Annotated in this window: 15 protein-coding genes; 12 read left to right on the top strand and 3 right to left on the bottom strand. The window is 58.7% G+C overall.

Going from position 1 to position 18507, the window contains the following annotated elements; all coding sequences use genetic code 11:
• Positions 1–8: 8 nt before the first annotated feature.
• From D888_RS0102285 to D888_RS0102235, 11 genes are all read left to right on the top strand, one after another.
• A complete protein-coding gene (locus D888_RS0102285; protein ID WP_020674903.1) occupies positions 9–518 on the top strand; it encodes an NADH-quinone oxidoreductase subunit B family protein in 510 nt (169 codons plus the stop codon).
• A 129-nt stretch (positions 519–647) separates the two neighbouring features.
• Positions 648–1328 (top strand): PTS sugar transporter subunit IIA, encoded by a 681-nt coding sequence (locus tag D888_RS0102280; protein WP_020674902.1) that lies wholly within the window; start codon positions 648–650, stop codon positions 1326–1328.
• Between the two features lie 156 nt (positions 1329–1484).
• Positions 1485–3476, top strand: a complete 1992-nt coding sequence (locus tag D888_RS0102275; protein WP_020674901.1) for a proton-conducting transporter transmembrane domain-containing protein — start codon at positions 1485–1487, stop codon at positions 3474–3476.
• Position 3477: 1 nt separating this feature from the next.
• On the top strand, positions 3478–5445 hold the full coding sequence (locus D888_RS0102270) for a proton-conducting transporter transmembrane domain-containing protein (protein WP_020674900.1): 1968 nt from the start codon (positions 3478–3480) through the stop codon (positions 5443–5445).
• Positions 5446–5458: 13 nt separating this feature from the next.
• On the top strand, positions 5459–6373 hold the full coding sequence (locus tag D888_RS0102265; protein WP_020674899.1) for a respiratory chain complex I subunit 1 family protein: 915 nt from the start codon (positions 5459–5461) through the stop codon (positions 6371–6373).
• 52 nt (positions 6374–6425) lie between these two features.
• A complete protein-coding gene (locus D888_RS0102260; RefSeq protein WP_020674898.1) occupies positions 6426–7064 on the top strand; it encodes a hypothetical protein in 639 nt (212 codons plus the stop codon).
• 4 nt (positions 7065–7068) lie between these two features.
• Positions 7069–8493, top strand: a complete 1425-nt coding sequence (locus tag D888_RS0102255) for a proton-conducting transporter transmembrane domain-containing protein (protein WP_020674897.1) — start codon at positions 7069–7071, stop codon at positions 8491–8493.
• Positions 8490–10010 carry a hydrogenase large subunit gene (locus tag D888_RS0102250; protein WP_020674896.1) on the top strand — a complete coding sequence of 507 codons (1521 nt, stop codon included), beginning with the start codon at positions 8490–8492 and terminating at the stop codon, positions 10008–10010. Before D888_RS0102255 ends, D888_RS0102250 begins: the two co-directional genes overlap by 4 nt.
• Positions 10011–10021: 11 nt before the next feature.
• Entirely contained in the window at positions 10022–10774 is a 753-nt protein-coding gene (locus D888_RS0102245) for an NADH-quinone oxidoreductase subunit B family protein (RefSeq protein ID WP_020674895.1), read from the top strand.
• A 254-nt stretch (positions 10775–11028) separates the two neighbouring features.
• The gene (locus tag D888_RS0102240; RefSeq protein WP_020674894.1) at positions 11029–11868 is read left to right on the top strand and encodes a methylated-DNA--[protein]-cysteine S-methyltransferase; all 840 of its coding nucleotides are present in this window, start codon (positions 11029–11031) and stop codon (positions 11866–11868) included.
• A gap of 51 nt (positions 11869–11919) precedes the next feature.
• Entirely contained in the window at positions 11920–13026 is a 1107-nt protein-coding gene (locus D888_RS0102235; protein ID WP_020674893.1) for a Glu/Leu/Phe/Val family dehydrogenase, read from the top strand.
• A gap of 15 nt (positions 13027–13041) precedes the next feature.
• On the opposite strand, the gene D888_RS0102230 is transcribed toward D888_RS0102235, so the two are convergent.
• The 3 genes from D888_RS0102230 to pdhA form a co-directional block, all read right to left on the bottom strand.
• A complete protein-coding gene (locus D888_RS0102230) occupies positions 13042–14250 on the bottom strand; it encodes a dihydrolipoamide acetyltransferase family protein (protein ID WP_020674892.1) in 1209 nt (402 codons plus the stop codon).
• Between the two features lie 104 nt (positions 14251–14354).
• Complete coding sequence (locus D888_RS0102225; RefSeq protein WP_020674891.1) at positions 14355–15320, bottom strand: alpha-ketoacid dehydrogenase subunit beta; 966 nt, start codon at positions 15318–15320, stop codon at positions 14355–14357.
• Complete coding sequence (pdhA, locus tag D888_RS0102220; protein ID WP_020674890.1) at positions 15307–16377, bottom strand: pyruvate dehydrogenase (acetyl-transferring) E1 component subunit alpha; 1071 nt, start codon at positions 16375–16377, stop codon at positions 15307–15309. Before pdhA ends, D888_RS0102225 begins: the two co-directional genes overlap by 14 nt.
• A 674-nt stretch (positions 16378–17051) precedes the next feature.
• Here pdhA and D888_RS20455 point away from each other — a divergent pair.
• The gene (locus D888_RS20455; protein ID WP_020674888.1) at positions 17052–18437 is read left to right on the top strand and encodes a peptidoglycan DD-metalloendopeptidase family protein; all 1386 of its coding nucleotides are present in this window, start codon (positions 17052–17054) and stop codon (positions 18435–18437) included.
• Positions 18438–18507 lie beyond the last annotated feature (70 nt).

Below are 18507 nucleotides of genomic sequence, written 5' to 3'. Positions count from 1 at the left end.
TTTGAGTTATGTTCCGCATCTTCAATAAAATCCGCAAAACCGGCCAGCTGACCGAACCCCTGCCAACCGAAGACCAGCGGGTCGCAAAGCTGGGGAGCGCCTGTCAACAGGAGATTGCGCGCAAGTTTGCGGGTTCGCTAGCGATCCGCATGGTTGATGCCGGCAGCTGTAACGGCTGTGAACTGGAGATGCATGCGGTTAATAACGGTTTCTACGATATCGAACGCTTCGGCATCCACTTTGTCGCCTCACCGCGCCACGCAGATCTGCTGCTGATCACCGGTCCCGTTTCGCGTCATATGCAGGCCGCACTCCTGCGCACCTATGAAGCGACTCCTGCACCCAAACTGGTGGTCGGCATGGGCGAATGTGCAGCCAACGGCGGAGAATTCGGCGTTTCCTACGCCAGCTGCGGGGCGCTTGAAAACGTCCTCCCGGTCGATGCCGTCATCCCGGGCTGCCCCCCCACCCCGCTCCAACTCTTACAAGGAATCCTCGAACTCTTGCAAGAACGTTGAAAATTCAGTCCGTTAAAAAACTATTCTCAACCCGCAAAAACCGGACTTCCCGCTTGACAAGCTTATTTTTTCCAGCGTAATGTCCTAAATTGTCCAATAAGGGGGCCACATGATAGCAGAAGGTGAACAATGAACCTTAATGTCAAAGATGCAGCGCGGCTGCTATCGGTTTCGGAAAAGACCATCTATCGCTGGATCAAGCAGGATATCGTTCCCGCCTATAAGGTCCACGAAAGCTACCGCTTCAACCGGGCGGAACTATTGGAGTGGGCAACGGCACGCCGTAGAGGCGTAGCGGGGGACGCCTATGAAGAGCCCGAAGCCGACGACCAGCCGCTCCCCTCACTGACAGATGCTCTTGAAACCGGCGGGGTATTTTACCGCGTTGAAGGTAAAACCCGCGAAGAGGTTTTGACCGATGCGGTGGGCCACCTGCGGGTGCCGGAAGATATCGACCTGGGTCACCTGACCCAGATGCTGATTACCCGCGAACAACTCGCGCCAACCGCCACCGGTTCCGGCATTGCCATACCCCACCCGCGCAGTCCTGGTCTGTTGAATGTCCTGCGTCCGACAGTGACACTCTGTTTTTTGGAAGAACCGGTCGATTTTCACGCCCTCGATGGCCAACCGGTCTCGATCCTCTTTATGATTATCGCACCGAATCTGCGCTCACACCTGCACCTGCTCTCGCGCCTGAGTTTTGTGCTGCACAATTCGGACTTTCGCGACACTCTCCTGCAGGAAGGGAGCCGCGAAAAAATCTTTGCCGCCTTGACCCAGGCTGAAAGTTTCATCAAGACGAACTGAAATGGATGGAGAACCGTCCTCTTTAAAGGCGAGGTGCACTATTTATCGAGCAATAAGACAGCCTCATTTACGTCGCAGCCGCGCGACAAATTACGGCAACACAGCAGTTGGTGAGTTTTTGTACCGCCATCTCTTTATTGAGGTTGAGCAGAAGACATGACCCTGTTTATAACGGCTTTACTCATTTTACTTGTCGGTAGTTTGCTCTCCATCGCCGCGCGAAAATCATCGCTGGCGACCCTGATCGGGACCCTCTCGGCGGTTAGCGCAACCCTTATCTCAGGCTATATTGCACTTCAGGTTCTGCTCAGCGGGCAGGCGCTCAGCTACTCCGCTCTCTGGTCGGTTCCCGGGGGCGCCTTCACCCTGCGACTCGATCCGTTAGCGGCCTTTTTCGTCCTGCCGATCTCTATCATTACCCTCTGTTGTGCCCTCTATGCCGGGCCCTATCTGGCCCACGAGGGTCAGCAGCGGCCACTGGCGCCGCACTGGTTCTTTTTCAACATCATGGCCATCGCCATGTTGCTGGTGACCACCGCCGCCAATGCGCTGCTCTTTCTGGCCGCCTGGGAGGCCATGACCATCTCCTCCTTCTTTCTGGTTGCCTGGGACCATCATCTGGAAGAGGTGCGCAAGGCCGCCTGGCTCTACCTGCTGGCCGCCCACCTCGGCATGATGCTGCTGGTCGCCATGTTTATTCTGGCAGGCAGCTATTGTCCCAGCCTTGACTTCAGCGACTTCGGACCCTTGGCGCAACTCCCCCTCGGCATGGCCTCGCTGCTCTATCTGCTGGCGCTGTTCGGTTTCGGCGTCAAGGCCGGACTCTTTCCGATTCATATCTGGTTGCCTAATGCTCATCCGGCAGCCCCCAGCCATGTTTCGGCCCTGATGTCCGGGGTATTAATCAAAACCGGTATCTACGGCATTCTGCGGGTTATCAGTTTTCTCCCCCCCGCTCCGATCTGGTGGGGCTGGCTGATGGCTCTGCTCGGAGCAGGCGGTGCCCTCTACGGGATTTCACTGGCCGCGCAGCAGCGCGACATCAAACGTTGTCTGGCCTATTCAACCGTCGAAAACATCGGCATCATGTTCCTTGGTTTGGGCTTTGGTCTGGTCGCCGCCGCCGAGGGACATCCGACTCTGGCGCTCTTTGCTTATGCCGGAGGCATGCTCCACCTGTGGAATCATGCGCTTTTCAAAGGGGTCATGTTCCTCGGCGCCGGCACCCTGCTGCACGCCACCGGCACGCGTGACATGAACATGATGGGTGGCCTGCTCAAGCGCATGCCACTGGCCGGACTTTTGTGGATCGGGGGCAGTTTGGCCATCGGAGCCTTGCCACCCCTCAACGGCCTGGTCAGTGAATGGCTGATTTATATTGGTTTGGCCAAAGCGGGCTCCGCATTGGGGGGCTTTGCTGCTCTCATGCCACTTTTGCTCTTCGGCCTGCTCGGTCTGGTGGGTGCGCTGGCTCTGGTGACATTTTCGCGCCTGATCGGCATTTGTCTGCTCGGGGAACCGCGCACCGCGGCGGCGGCCCATGCCCATGAGGCGGCGCCACGGATGCTGCTCGCCATGGCGGCATTACTTGCGGGCTGTTTGACGATCGGCCTCTATCCTCAGGGAGCCTTGCGCTTACTGACGCCAGCGTTAGCACAAGTATCAGGTGTGACGGTCGGGCCTGAGCTCGCCCTGGCGGTTGCTCCGCTGGGACACTGGGGACTGCTGCTGTTGCTCGGACTGGGAGTTTTCACCGGAGTTCTTGTTTTACTGAGAAACTTGCGCCCACAGGCACAGGCGGCCACCTGGGCCTGCGCTTTCCGCTTCCCCACGCCGCGCATGGCGTATACCGGCGAAGGATTTTCCGAACTTGCGGCCTGGCACCTGCTTCCTAAAATCATGCGCCCTGAGCTACACGTCAAGAATGTCAGCGGGGTTTTCCCGGAGGAAGGCCACCTGTCGCAGACCTCCCCAGATCCCGTCTTGATCCGCATACTAAACCCTCTTTTCGTTGCCCTTGCCGACCGTTGTCAGAGACTACGCTGGCTGCAACAAGGGAAGTTGTCGATCTACCTGGTTTATATTTTCATCGCGAGCGCAGTGCTTATGGCCTGGAGTCTATGGGCCGGCGGACAGGGAGGAGGATGATTTGATCTGGCTTATAGGGGCGATCTTACTAACTTCGTTGGCCGGTGTGCCCGGACTCTTCTGTTCTCGACAGGGGACCGGCGGGGAACGGCTGGCCTGCCTGATGAGCCTGGTCGGCTGTGTCAGTGGCGTGATTGCCGTCGGCCTGCTCCTGGTCTCGGGCCACGAAATGCGCCTGGAGCTGCCTTGGACCATTCCAGGCGGGGCCTTGGCTCTGCGACTCGACGCAATCACTGCCACCTTTCTGCTGCCGCTCTTTCTGGTTGTCGCAACCGGCGCCGTTTATGGTCTGAGCTACTGGCCCCAGAGTAAAAATCCGGCAAACGGCCGTAAACTGCGGCTCTTTTATGGCCTGCTCAGCGGATCGATGATTCTGCTCCTGTCGTCCCGCAACGGCGTGCTGTTTCTGATGGGCTGGGAAGTGATGGCTCTGGCCGGCTATTTTCTGATCACCACCGAAGATCACAAAGAGGATGTCCGCCGCGCCGGATTTATCTATCTGATCGCCACCCACAGTGGCACTCTGGCCCTCTTCGCCCTCTTCGCCCTGCTCGATCAAGCATCAGGATCCCTGATGTTCCCCGCCGCCGGAACCCTGACCGCCGCAAGCGCTGGTCTGATGTTTCTGCTCGGTTTGTTCGGGTTCGGCATGAAGGCCGGGATAATGCCGCTGCACATCTGGCTGCCCGGTGCCCACGCCGCTGCACCGAGCCATGCTTCGGCGATCCTCTCCGGTGTCATGATCAAAACCGGTATCTATGGTTTGGTGCGGCTTACCTCCTTCTTTGTCGAGATTCCGCCCTGGTGGGGCTGGACCATGCTGCTGCTCGGGATCATTTCGGGGATCATGGGTGTTGCCCTGGCGTTGGCTCAGCATGACATCAAGCGACTGCTCGCCTACCACAGCGTCGAAAATATCGGCATTATTTCCCTCGGTCTGGGGCTGGCCCTGCTCGGTCGCAGCTACCATGTCCCGGCACTGGTGGCCCTTGGTCTGGCCGGTTGTCTGCTCCACGTCGCCAACCACGGGCTGTTTAAGTCCCTGCTGTTTTTGAGTGCCGGCTCGGTGATCCATGCGGTCGGCAGCCGCGATATCGACAGTTATGGCGGACTGCTCAAGTCACAACCCTGGACCGGGACCTTATTTCTGGGTGCGGCCGTAGCGATCTGTGGACTCCCCCCATTCAACGGATTTATCAGTGAATGGCTGATCTATCTCGGCTCCTTCCAACCCTTGAGGCACCCCGCCTCGGCCCTGGGCATGGCTGTCCTGGCAGCCCCGGCCTTGGCGCTAATCGGCGCATTAGCGCTCGCTTGCTTTGTCAAGGTGTTCGGCATCACCTTTCTCGGTGAACCACGCAGCACAGCCGCAGCCCAGGCGCATGAAGCCCCAGGCAGTATGCTCGCACCCATGGCACTGCTGTTGGTCGCCTGTGCCTGGATCGGGCTGCTCCCGACCACCCTGGTTCCACTGCTGCGCGCCGCCGTTGTCGAATGGAGCGGAAGCGCCGAGAGCACAGTTCTGGGGAGCAACCTGGCGCCCCTCGGCCGCATCGGTCTCATCGGCTGGCTTTTGGTGGCTCTGCTCGGCGCCCTGGCCCTCTGGCTCAAGCGCCGCAGCCGCACAGCGCCACACAATGTCGGCACCTGGGGTTGCGGCTATCAATTTCCCACGGCACGCATGCAATATACGGCCAGCTCTTTTGCTGACATGCTCGTGCAGCTGTTTAATTTCGGCCTTTTGAGCGAACGTCACGGCGGCAAGGTCACCGGCCTGTTTGCTGCGGCGTCCGGCTTTGAAAGTCACACCCCCGACGCAGTTCTGGACCGTATTCTTTTCCCGGGGGGCCAAGGCATTGCCTGGTTCTGTCGCAAACTAAGGGCCCTGATTCAAAACGGACGCATAGCCTCTTACCTGCTTTATGTCGCCCTGACCGTTATCGCGCTCCTCGCCTTATTCGTGCTGTGAAAGGAGAACCATCGTGATCGGCAAGCTGGTTCTGCATCTCGTTCTTTTGCTCCTCTTCGCCCCGCTGTTGCCAGGGATTATCACCAAGACCAAAGCCATATTCGGTGGCCGTATCGGTGCCCCGGTGCTGCAGCTTTACTACGATCTCGCCCGACTATGGCGTAAGGGATTTGTTTTCAGTCGCACTACCACCTGGGTTTTCCTGACCGGTCCGGTGGTCGGCCTGGTGGTTCCGCTCCTGGCTTCGCTGCTGATACCTTTTGGGGCGCTGCAGGCCCCGGTCAGCTTTGAAGGTGATCTGATTTTGTTCGTTTACCTGTTCGGCCTCGCACGCTTCTTTACCGCCAGCGCAGCGCTCGATACCGGTTCGAGTTTCGAAGGGATGGGGGCGGTGCGTGAAGTGACTTTCTCCTGTCTGGCTGAACCGACGGTGCTTTTTGCGCTGCTGGTCCTGGCCCGGATCTCCGATGGCCTTTCGCTCAACACCCTGTTCGGCTCCCATCTGCTGGCAGCCTGGCGCAGTCCGGCTGGCGCCTCACTTGGGTTGATTCTGGTGTGCCTCTTTGTGGTTATGCTGGTCGAGAATTCACGCATTCCGTTCGATGATCCCAACACCCACCTGGAACTCACCATGGTTCATGAGGTGATGGTGCTCGATCACAGTGGCCCGGCCCTCGGCATGATTCTTTACGGCGCCTCGCTCAAAATGATGGTTTTAGGGGCCCTGTTGGTGCGCCTGGCACTCCCCTGGCAAACCGGTTGGTGGGCGCTTGACGCCCTGATTTTTCTCGCCGGACTGGCCGGGATTGCAGTACTGATCGGGGTAGTCGAATCGTTCATGGCGCGCCTGCGTTTACCGCGTATCCCGCAGATGTTGATCGGAACCTCGCTGTTATCGATCTTCGCCCTGGTGTTGGTGCTGCGATGAAACGCTCTCAAAACGCTAACATCAGAATATCTATACTGGCGGAGAAGAACCGATGATGGAATTCACAAACCTCCTGTTGCTGACGGTGATTCTGATTAATTTCTTTACCCTCGGCAGCTCTCGACTCGTCGCCTGTATCCGGATCGTCGCGCTGCAGGGCGCATTATTGGCCCTGCTGCCGCTTTTAACCCACGGGCTCAGTTTTCACTCCATCCTGCTGTCGGCCGGAGCTTTTTGTTTCAAAGGAATTCTCATCCCCTGGCTGCTGCTGCGCGCCGTCCGCGAAGTCCGTATCCGCCGCGAGGTCGAACCGATCATCGGCTTTGTCCCAACCTTGATCCTGGGCGCCCTGACCACGGCTGGCGCTTTTTTGTTTGCAGATTTTCTGCCGTTGGTCGCTGAACACCACGACGGGCTCTACGTCCCGGTCGCTCTGGCCACCATGTTTGCCGGTTTTTTGCTTTTGATCACACGGCGCAAAGCCATCACCCAGGTGCTGGGCTATTTGATGCTCGAGAACGGGATTTTTATTATCGGTGTCCTGCTAAGTGAAGCCCTGCCCCTGATGGTCGAAGGCGGGGTGTTGCTCGACTTACTCGTCGGCGTCTTCGTCATGGGAATTGTGCTCAACCAGATCAACCGTGAATTTTCCTCGCTCGATACGGAACGTCTCTCCGCCCTGAAGGAATAATACGATGCTCGTAGTTCTGATTATCTTTCCTCTTATTGCAGCGGCTATCAGCCTGGCGATCCCCTGGTACCAGGCCCGTTCCTGGCTGCTGCCACTCAGCAGCGGCCTGCATCTGCTGCTGTCGGTGCTCCTCTGCCTCGGCCGTTTCCCGCTCGAAAGCAGTTGGATCGGACTGGACGCCCTGTCGAGGCTGGTGCTGCTGGTGACCAGTCTGCTGTTCTTCGCCTGTGGCGTGTACGCGGTGGGGTATCTGAATCTGCGCCGTGATCGCGGGAACAAAGTCATGGTCCCCTGCTTGCTGGTCTTCCTCAGCGCCATGACCCTGGCGGTCGTCGCACGGCACATGGGCGTCATGTGGCTGGCGGTTGAAGCGACGACCATCTCCAGTGCGCCGTTGATCTATTACAATCGTAGTCGGCTTTCGATTGAAGCAACCTGGAAATATCTATTGATCTGCTCAGTCGGGATCGCCCTGGCGATGCTCGGCATCTTGTTCATCGCCTATGCCGCCTTGGGTGGCGGTGCGCCGGTCAGTCTGCAATTCGACACCCTGCTTACGGTCGCCACCACCCTCAGCAAGCCCTGGCTGCACGCCGGGTTCGTCTTTCTGCTGGTCGGGTTTGGCACCAAGATGGGACTTGCACCCCTGCACAGCTGGAAGCCTGATGCCTACGGCGAAGCTCCGGGCCTGGTCGGCGCCCTGCTCGCCGGTGGTCTGACCAGCGTCGCTTTTCTTGCGATTCTGCGTGGTGTTCAACTGATGACCGCCGCCGGTGAAGGGGATATGGCCCGTCAGGCGTTGCTCGGGATGGGCCTGCTCTCGCTGCTGGTGGCCTCGATCTTCATGATTCGCCAGCCTGATATCAAGCGGATGCTGGCCTACTCTTCGGTGGAACATATGGGTCTGTTAGCCATCGGTGTCGGCATTGGCGGTATCGCCACCTTCGGCGCCATGCTGCATCTGATCAACAATGCCCTGACCAAAGGGGGTCTGTTTCTGGCAGCGGGCAATATCCAACGGGCCTTCGCCAGTAAACGCCTCTCTGAAGTGCGTGGCGCGCTTAAAGCCTTGCCGATTTCCGGACCAATTTTTCTGGCCGGATTTCTCGCCATTACCGGGTCGCCACCCTTCGGGCCCTTTATGAGTGAATTTACCATCCTGCGCGGGGTCTTCAGCAGCGGCCACATGATCATCGGTCTGGTGATGCTGATCTTCCTGGCGACCGTGTTTATCGGCATGGGGACCACCGTACTGGCGGCAACTCAGGGTGAACCGGAGCACAAAACCCCGGAGTTTAAGGATAGTTTTATGCTCTACATTGCACCGCTGATCTTGATCCTGTTGATTCTGCTGATCGGGGTTTACATCCCCGCCCCCTTGCAACACGCGCTGCAACAGGCGGCCGACCTACTGGAGGTGCACCCATGAACCGGGCTAAAATTATCCGCTTTCGGCATGGCGCATCGGTCCCTTTGAGCGAGCTGCCGCGTCTCGACTTTGGCCAATTTCGTGAGTCATTGCTCGAAGAGATCGCCGCTGGCGCGCGAGTCTCCAGCTTTTTCGGCCAGCCGACCAGCGAAGGGCTTGATCTCTTTGCCATCCTCTCCCACGACTGGCAGGGAAAGCTGGCGCTGCTCCACACGCGCGTCGGCAGCAGCTACCCGTCTTTCACCCCGGACTGCCCGCAGCTCCACCTGTTCGAACGTGAGATTGCCGAGCAGTTCGGCATCCGCCCCGCTGGGCACCCCTGGCTCAAACCGGTGCGCTTTCACAACAGCTGGGTCGAGGCTGCCGACATCTGGGGCCGGGATCCGCAAAAACACCCGATCCCCGGTGATATGGAATTTTATCGGGTTGAGGGGGAAGAGGTTCACGAAGTCGCGGTCGGACCGGTGCATGCCGGGGTGATTGAACCAGGGCATTTCCGCTTTCAATGCCACGGCGAAGAGGTGCTGAGCCTCGAGATTTCCCTCGGGTTCCAGCACCGCGGGCTGGAGCAACAGCTGGTTGGCGGCCCCTACCCCTCCAGCATTTATCAGATCGAAGCCGCGGCAGGCGATACCAGTATCGGTCACACCAAGGCCTACGCGCAGGTGCTTGAGAGTCTGGCCGGAGTTGAAGCCCCCCCGCGCGCCTATGGCATACGTTCCATTGCGCTGGAGCTGGAACGCCTGGCCAATCATGTCGGTGATATCGGGGCCCTGGCGGGCGACACCGGTTTCCTGCCGACCGCCTCCTTCTGCGGCCGACTGCGCGGTGATTATCTCAACCTCACAGCCGACCTTTGCGGCAGTCGTTTCGGTCGCGGGCTGGTACGACCGGGCGGTGTCGGCTTTGGGCTGGATGATGCGCTGCGCGACAAAATCCTCAAGCGGCTGGATATCCTCGAACCTGAAACCCGCGGCGCCATCGAACTCTGCTTCGACGCTCCATCGGTGCTGGCACGGTTCGAAGGTGTCGGCAAGCTGTCGACCGACACGGCCGAAGAGCTGGGCATGGTCGGCGTCGCCGCCCGCGCCTGTGGCTTGATCCGTGATGCCCGCCTGCACCATCCCTTTGGCAGCGGCCGCGTCCGATTCGACACCCCGGTGATTGAAACCGATGGCGATGTTTTTGCCCGCGCCAACGTCCGCCGCCGCGAGATCTACGCCTCGCATGACCTGATCCGTGAGTCCCTCCACAAGCTGGTCGCCAGTGAGACCCGTGCCCCCCTCGGGCCCCTGACACCAAATTCACTGGCTGTCTCTATCTGTGAAGGCTGGCGCGGTGAAATCGTGCATGTCGGGCTCACGGATGAGCAGGGCAAACTGGCGCGCTACAAGATTGTCGACCCTTCATTTCATAACTGGAACGGCCTGGCAATGGTCCTGCGCGGCGAACAGATTTCGGATTTTCCGCTATGCAACAAGAGCTTTAACCTCTCTTACTGCGGGTTTGACCTTTAAGGAGTTTTTCTATGTTGGGTATTATTCGTGAAAGACTGCGCCAGGGGCACCGGACCGGTAAATTTCCGAAAGAGGAACCGATCATGCCGGAACGTTTTCGGGGGTTACCCAAGATAACCGCCAATTTGAGCACCGCCCAAATCGACGCGGCTTGCAAGAGTTGCCCCTTCGAGGCGTTAAAGCAAGATCCCGGGGAAATCCAGGTCGACCTGGGGCGCTGCCTTTTCTGCGCCGATTGCCCGGCGGTTGAACAGGGAGCCATGTGTTTTTCGCGTGATTACCGGCTGAGTGTGAACCAGCGAGATGACCTGCTGTTTACCGACAAGGGCTTTCGCCTGGCCGAACAATTGAACAAACGGATGCTCAAACTCTTCGGCCGCTCACTCAAATTGCGCCAGGTGTCGGCCGGTGGTTGCGGCGCCTGCGAGGCTGATATCAACGTGCTGGGGACCATCGGCTATGATCTGGGCCGCTTCGGTATTCAGTTCGTCGCTTCACCACGCCATGCCGATGGTATGATGGTGACCGGCCCGTTGACCAAAAACATGCAGAGCGCCCTGCTCGATACCTACGCCGCCATCCCCGAACCTAAATTAGTGATCGCTGCCGGCGCCTGTGCCATCGCTGGCGGACCTTTTCAGGGACTCAAAGAAGTAAACAACGGAATCGGTGATCTGCTGCCGGTCGATCTCTATATCCCTGGCTGTCCGCCCCACCCCTATACTTATCTGGATGGTTTATTGAGACTGCTCGGCAAACGTTGAACCTGCCGCCGACAACGGCCTGCTGAATTTAAAACAGCAGGCCGTTGTTAGTTTTATCAGGCGTCATCAACGCACCTCTTCAGAAAGATGAGCGTTCTGTTTTAACCAACAGTTGACGTAACGATCGCTTCAAATCAGGCGACAAGATCCGCAAGGCGGTGGTCTTTGGGAGGGAATTCAGTAGCGCAAGTATCGGGTTGGCGCAGCCTGCCTGCAGTGTTAATTTCGAAAGAAAAATAACAAAGGGACAAGCCATGAGCCAAGATGACTACCAGCGCGTTGCACAAGCCATCCGTTTTATGCGTGACAGACAGTTTGACCAGCCGGAGCTCGATGAGGTTGCCGCTCACCTTGATCTCAGCCCTTTCCATTTCCAACGTCTTTTCCAGCGCTGGGCGGGCGTCAGTCCCAAGCGTTTTCTGCAATACCTGACCAGCCAGTACGCTAAAACTCAGCTCAAGCTCTCGGCCTCCCTGCTTGAAACCAGCTGGGAGGTTGGCTTAAGCGGTAGCGGTCGCCTGCATGACCTGTTTGTCGTGGTGGATGCCGTCACCCCCGGTGAGTTCAAAACTGGCGGTCAGGGGGTTGAGATCCGCTGGGGTGTTCACTCCTCCCCCTTCGGTGCATGCCTGATCGGGGTTACCACCCGCGGCATCTGCGCCCTCAGCTTTGTTGACCATGATCAAGAAGCGGCATTCCTGCGCCTGCGACAAGATTGGCCCAACGCCCAACTGACCCCGGACAAACTTCTCACCAGAGCCACCCTGGATGAGGTTTTCCGGCTGCTTAAGCGGTCAGATCAGAAACCCTTGCCCCTGCTTTTAAAAGGGACCAATTTTCAGCTTCAGGTCTGGCAGGCCCTTTTGCGCATTCCGCCGGGGCAGATTACCAGCTATGGCAAATTGGCCCGTGGCATGGGCGCACCCAACAGCTCACGGGCCGTCGGCAGCGCCATCGGCGCTAACCCGATCGCCTGGCTGATCCCCTGCCATCGGGTGTTGCGCAGTGACGGACTGGTTGGCGGTTATCGCTGGGGCGAAGAGCGCAAACTGGCTATTTTGGGGCAGGAGTTCGCCCGGGCCGACCAGCCCTGAGATGACCGCAGGGCCTTTACAAACAGCTCTTTTCTGCTAAACTTTTTAAGTATGAATACCATCGAATTTGACGACCTTGGCCCGGCCAGACTGGTGCAGCTCTACGACCCGCAAACAGGGTTGCGCGCCATGGTGGTGGTCGACAATATCGCCCTCGGGATCGCCATCGGCGGGGTGCGCATCTCTCCCAGCGTCAGCCTGCAGGAAGTGGCCCGACTGGCCCGCACCATGACCATGAAGAGCGCCATCGCCGGACTCGACCATGGTGGTGGCAAGGCCGGGATCATCGCTGACCCCAAGCAGCAGAATATCGAACAGCTGGTGCGCGCTTTTGCGCGAATGATGCAGGGGGTCGAGGATTACGTCCCGGCGCCCGACATGGGTTCCGACGAAAGGATGATGGTCTGGATCAAAGAGGAGATCGGCCGGGTGCTCGGCCTGCCCGAGGAGATCGGCGGTCTGCCGCTCGACAAACTGGGGGCGACCGGCTACGGTCTTGCCGAGTGTGCCGAGATTGCCTGTCAACACCTCAAAACGCCCTTACAAAATGCCCGCGTGGCGATTCAGGGTTTCGGTAGCGTCGGACGCGCAGCGGCAAGGTTTCTGGTCGAGAAGGGTGCGATCATTGTCGCCGTCAGTGATACGAGCGGAACCCTGACCGATCCGCAGGGGCTCGAAATCGACAAGCTGATCGCACACAAACTCACCAACGAAGAAATCCGCGATGCGGGCCAAGGGGAATATCTGGTCAGGGACGCGGTATTTGCCAGCGACTGCGATATCCTGATCCCGGCAGCCACCCCTGACGTCATCAACGCCAGCAACATGCATCAGGTCAAGGCGCGTCTGATTCTCGAAGGAGCCAACATCCCCATCACCCGTGAAGCCGAAGACACCCTGACCCGCAAGGGGGTGAGGATCGTTCCCGACTTCATTGCCAATGCCGGTGGTCTGATCATGGCGGCGATGGAGTACCGCCAGAAGAGTGCCGAAGAGGCCTTTGTCGCCATCACCCGTAAAATCCAGAAGAATACCGAACAGATTCTACGCAAGGCCCAAAAGGAGGATATTCTCCCCCGGGCTGCCGCAGAACAACTGGCCCTTGAAAGGGTCAAGGCGGCCATGACGGTGCGCAATCTGAGTTATCCGTGGAAATAGCTCACCTCTTCTTTTTTAGACACTCTCGATAAACAACAAAGCAGGATCTTCCAGATATTGACCGATGCGGCTCAAAAAGCGGCAGGCTTCGGCGCCGTCAGTTATACGGTGATCGAAGGTCAGGGACAGGGGCAGCACGTAGCGCGCCGCCAGCGCGCCCTCAACAACCCAGGGGCGCTGTGAGATCCGTCCGCAGCCAAGGATCGCGACGTTGGGTGGGTTGATGATCGGCGTGGCGAAGTAGCCGCCATAGGCACCAAAGTTGGTCAAGGTGAAGGTGCTCCCCTGCAGATCGTGCAGGGCAATACTGCGCTGGTGGGCACGTTCGGACAAGCCTTGCAACTCGGCCGCCAGCTTGACGATGCTTTTACGCCCGACATCGCGCACCACCGGCACCAGCAACCCCTCGGCGGTATCGACCGCAATCCCCAGATGACAGTCGGGCAAGAGCACCAGTTCATCCCGCGCTTCATCGAGTCGCGCGTTAAAGCGCGGGAATTCGAGCAGGGCGTGCTGAACCGCCTTCATGAAGAAGGGCAAAAAGGTCAGGTGCAGATCCTGTGCAAACAGATGCGGCCGTTCCCGCTGTTTCAATTCCCACAACCGACTGACATCAAACTCATCCATATTGGTCACAAACGCCATGGTCTGCTGGGATTGCAACAGGCGGCGGGCAATCGTGCGCCGCAGTCCCGTCTGCGCCTGGCGTTCCCCCTGCTCGTCTGCGCTTGTGCGCACGGCAAAGGCCGCAGGCCCACCCTGCGCGGCGCGAACATCAGCCGCCGTGATCGAACCCTCAGGGCCAGTGCCGCTCAGCCCCTTTAAATCAACCTCAAGGTCTCGGGCCAACTTTCGCACCGCGGGCATGGCGAGAAAGCTTGCAGTTGTCGCTGCCTTGCTCGGCGCCCTCGTCATCGGTCTCTCATCTTCCGCCTCGGGCAGTTGGCCGACAATCCCGTAGGAAGGTGGCCGTTCTGCACTGGAGACTGGTTCTTCAAGGGTCAACAGGACCTCACCCACCTTGACGATGGCACCCTTTGGCTGATGACAACGGACGACCTGCCCGGCGCGCGGGGAGGGTAATTCAACCAGCGCTTTGTCGGTCTCGACCTCGACCACCGGCTGATGTTCTTCGATCTGAGCCCCTTCTGCAACCAGCCAGCCACGGATCTCCGCTTCGGCGATCCCCTCCCCCAAATCTGGTAATCTGAATTCGAAGACCATCGTTAATACCTTTTATCGGTGAGGAGAGAGGAGTCAGGGGTGAGGAGAAATAACAAATGACCATCGTTTGGGGATTCGTGCCTCACGCCTCACACCTCACAGGGTTAAGAATACCGCAGCAACTCTTCAACAGCGTCAATGATGCGCTGTTCCGAAGGGAGATTGTAATCTTCCAGCAGAGGCAGCGGCATGACCACATCATAGCCGGTCACGCGGAGGATCGGGGCCTTGAGCGACATGATCCCCTCCTCGGCGATGGTGGCCGCGAGTTCGGCGCCAAAGCCACCGGTCTTGGCCGCCTCATGCACAATCAACACGCGGCCGGTCTTGGCCACCGAGGCGAGAATCGTCGCCCGATCGAAGGGGCTCAGGGTCTGCAGATCGATCACTTCGACCGGATAGTCCCTGACGGCCCTCAGCGAACGTTCGAGTATGCTCCCCCAGGCCAGGAGCGTCACCTGATCCCCGGCCTGAGCAATCCGGGCCTGCCCGAGAGGAGTGATATAGGCCTCTTCGGCGACCTCTTCCTTGAGCAGACGATACAGACGGGTTGGCTCGAGATAAATCACCGGATCGGGGTCCAGAATAGCTGCGCGCAACAGCCCCTTGGCATTACTCGGGGTGGAGGGGACCACGACCTTGATCCCCGGCATGTGGCAGAAGAAGGCCTCGCTGCTCTCCTCGTGCAGCTCCGGAGCCTTGATCCCGCCGCCATAGGGGGTGCGGATCACCAAAGGACAGCTGTAACGCCCGCGCGAACGGGCACGAATGCGAGCGGCATGGGTAAAGATCTGGTCGATGGCCGCATAGGCGAACCCGAGAAACTGGATCTCGGCCACCGGCCGCAATCCGTAGGCCGCCAGACCGACCGCCAGACCGACAATCCCCGACTCGGCCAGCGGGGTATCAAAGACGCGTTTGTCACCAAACTGCTCGAAAAGCCCTTCGGTCGCACGGAACACCCCGCCGTTGACAGCGACATCCTCGCCAAAAACCAGCACCCGATCATCCTCGATTAAAGCCTGTTGCAAACCCTGGTTAATCGCCTGAACCAAATTAAGCACGGCCATCGCGACACTCCTTCAGCTGTTCCTCCTGACGCGAACTGAGTTGGTGGCAGGTATAGCGGAACATCTCCTCGACAGTCGGTGGAGAAACGGCCTCGGCTGCTTCGACCGCCTGATCGATGCGCTGCAGCAGCGCCTGCTCCTGGGCCTGTTGATCGGCCTCAATCCACAACCCACGATGCTCAAGAAAGCGCCGCATGCGTAAGAGCGGGTCCTTCTCACGCCAACTCTCAAGTTCAGCGGAGTCCCGGTAGCGGCGGGCATCATCGGCGGTGGTGTGATCGGACATGCGGTAGGTTTCACACTCAATAAAGGTTGCACCGCCGCCGCTTCTGGCACGCTTCAGCGCCTCGATAGTCGCCTGATAGACCGCCAGCACATCATTGCCGTCGACCTGAATCCCCTTGATCCCGCAGGCCAATGCCTTCTGCGCCAGGGTCTCAGTTGCGGTCTGGCCCCGGCGAGACACCGAAATCGCCCACTGATTATTCTGACAAATGGCGACCAGCGGCAGCCGGTAGACCCCGGCAAAATTCAGGGCTTCGTAAAAATCCCCCTTGGAGGTGCCGCCATCACCCAGATAGGGGACCGCGACCAGCGGTTCCTGACGATAACGGGCGCCCATGGCGACCCCGGCCGCGTGCAGCAGGTGAGTGCCGACGGCGATATTAATCGGGAAGAGGTTCAACTCCGGCGGGCAAAGCTGACCGCGTTCATCACCCATCCAGTAACGATAATAGTTGGGCAGGGAAGATTCGAGACAGAGGAAGACGCCGAGCTCGCGGAAGGAGGGGAAGACCCAATCCTGAGGGGCAAGTGCGAAGGCACTGCCGACCTGCGCCGCCTCCTGCCCGAGTGACGAAGGAAAGGTTCCGAGTCGCCCTTCGCGCTGCAAATTCAACGCCCTTTCATCGGCCAGGCGGGTCAGCAGCAAAAGCTCATACAAACGTAGAAACTGTGGATCTGTAAGGTCCGGCAGCAGGTTGGCATCGACCTCGCCTCGCGGATCAAGAATCTCAAGACGCTCGATGGAAAAATTGGCAAGCGTTTCTCTTGGCATAGTTGAATTTTAACCGAGAGCGGCGCGCTGTCAACGCGCATCGACCGACCACTCACCAGGTCCGGCCACCACCGTCCAACCCCTGTCCGGGACATTGACTTTGCTTCGAGAATAAGCTCTACTTGCAGACCATGAATGATGCGCTGACAGCTACCCACGTTCACCCCCAAAGCAGAATTTGGCGGCTGAATACCTTTTTTGCGCTGAGCCTGGTGCCGGTTCTCCTGCTTGGCGTAATTCTCTGCAGCTTTCACCACCATCTCGACCAGGTTGACCATCCTGAATGCGTTGTTTGCGCCCTCGCTCACCTGCAATCGGATAACCTGCCAACAACACCCAGCTTGCCCGTTCTGGTGCAACAGACTCTCATGATGAGGTATGCGCTTCTGGCTCTGCCCCTTCCGGTTATCAATTCCACAGCTCTCCTGCTCAGTCGCGCCCCTCCTTCTTTTAACCTTTCCCGCTGATAAGACACAGATCGGCAGGTCCTTTATCCCGGTGAAAATACTCTTTTTGCGTATCTCATGCGCTCCCGGAGTTAGCCAGATATCGGAGTAAGGTCTGTGCGCCCTCTGTGTTCCTGGGGTTTTTCTACACCAACATGAGAAAAAAATGGACGTCTTCTCTGACCTTGCGGCGTCAGGTTGAAACTATGCATTTCGGGAGTAAATTTGATGTTTAATTTTTTTGGCCGACATCTGGGCGACGAAGTAAAGACCGCGAAGACCAGAAAAGGGCGCAGTCCCCGCTGGCGTTTTTCGCTGATAGCCCTGGGCCTGATATTCGGTCTGGCCATGACATTCGGGATCCTTCGTCAATTTTATGAACTTTCAGCAATTGCGGCCCCGGATTCAACTCTTACGAATCTTGAGCCGGTTTCTCCCCCGAACAGCTACCAGAACGGCAATTCCACGCAGGATTCCGACCCCTGGCAAAGCTTCGGGGTCCATCCCGGCGACAGCCTCTCGGCCCTCTTCAGTCGCGCCGGGATAAACAAGGAGGAATGCAGCCGGGTATTGGGTCTGGGTGACGCGGTGGAGATGCTGCGCGTGCTTCATCCGGGGGATCAAATACGACTGCGTGTCGACGCGGACGGAGGCTTGGCTGAACTGATTTACTCCGCCGATGCGCTGCGTACACTACAGATTGTCTCCGGTCCGGGGGGCTTGCGAGCCAGGGTGGAAGAGGTGCAGCCTGTCCTGCAGAGGACAGCGGTTTCTGAGGTGATCAACCAAACCCTCAACCTGGCGTTACACCAGGCGGGACTCAACAGTTCCCAGGTGGCCGAGTTCGTGGACATCTTTCACTGGCGGGTCGATTACCGCCGAGAGATCCGCCGCGGCTCGCGTTTTACCGTGGTTTACGACAAGCGCCAGGCAGGAAACCAGGAGTTGCCGCCCGGCCCCATTGTGGCCGCCGAGCTGGTGTTGCATGACCGCACGCTGCGCGCCTTTCGCTTCACCGCTGCCGATGGAACCAGCAGTTATTACGATGACCAGAGTGCGTCCCTGCAACCGACTTTACTGCGCACCCCGGTCCGTTTTACCCGGGTCAGCTCTCCCTTCTCCAAAAACCGCTTCGACCCCGTAGTCCAGGTGTGGCGCCCGCACCTGGGCGTTGATCTGGCCGCAGATATCAACACACCGGTTGTGGCCGCAGGGGCCGGTTCCATTACCTTTATGGGACAGGACGGAGGGTACGGAAATCTGGTCAAAATGAAACATTTCGGCGCCTATTCGACCCGCTATGCCCATCTGCGTCACTTCGCCAGTAACCTTCACGTAGGGAGCCACGTCAAACAGGGGCAGGTTATCGGCTACGTAGGACAATCAGGCGATGCCACCGGGCCCCATCTGCACTTCGAAATCCGGGTAAACGGCAAGCCCCGCGATCCGCTGAAAGTCAATCTCCCGGCGGTGGCCCGCCTCAAACCCCGGGAAAAAGGCCGCTTCGAGAAGCTTATGCGCCCCCTCCTGGCACTACTGGAGAACGCTTCTCAGGGCCGGACACAGCTGGCAGGTGTCGAGAAGGGGGTTCTCCCGGCTGTCCGCTCATTATAATATGTCGTGAAGTGCCCTCTTTTGACATGAAGCCCCACCCGTCCAACCAGAGGAGATGATTTCTCTGCTG

It is taken from the genome of Geopsychrobacter electrodiphilus DSM 16401 (assembly GCF_000384395.1).
In the GTDB taxonomy this organism is placed as follows: Bacteria; Desulfobacterota; Desulfuromonadia; order Desulfuromonadales; family Geopsychrobacteraceae; genus Geopsychrobacter; species Geopsychrobacter electrodiphilus.
This window is presented reverse-complemented; position numbering and strand designations above follow the sequence as displayed.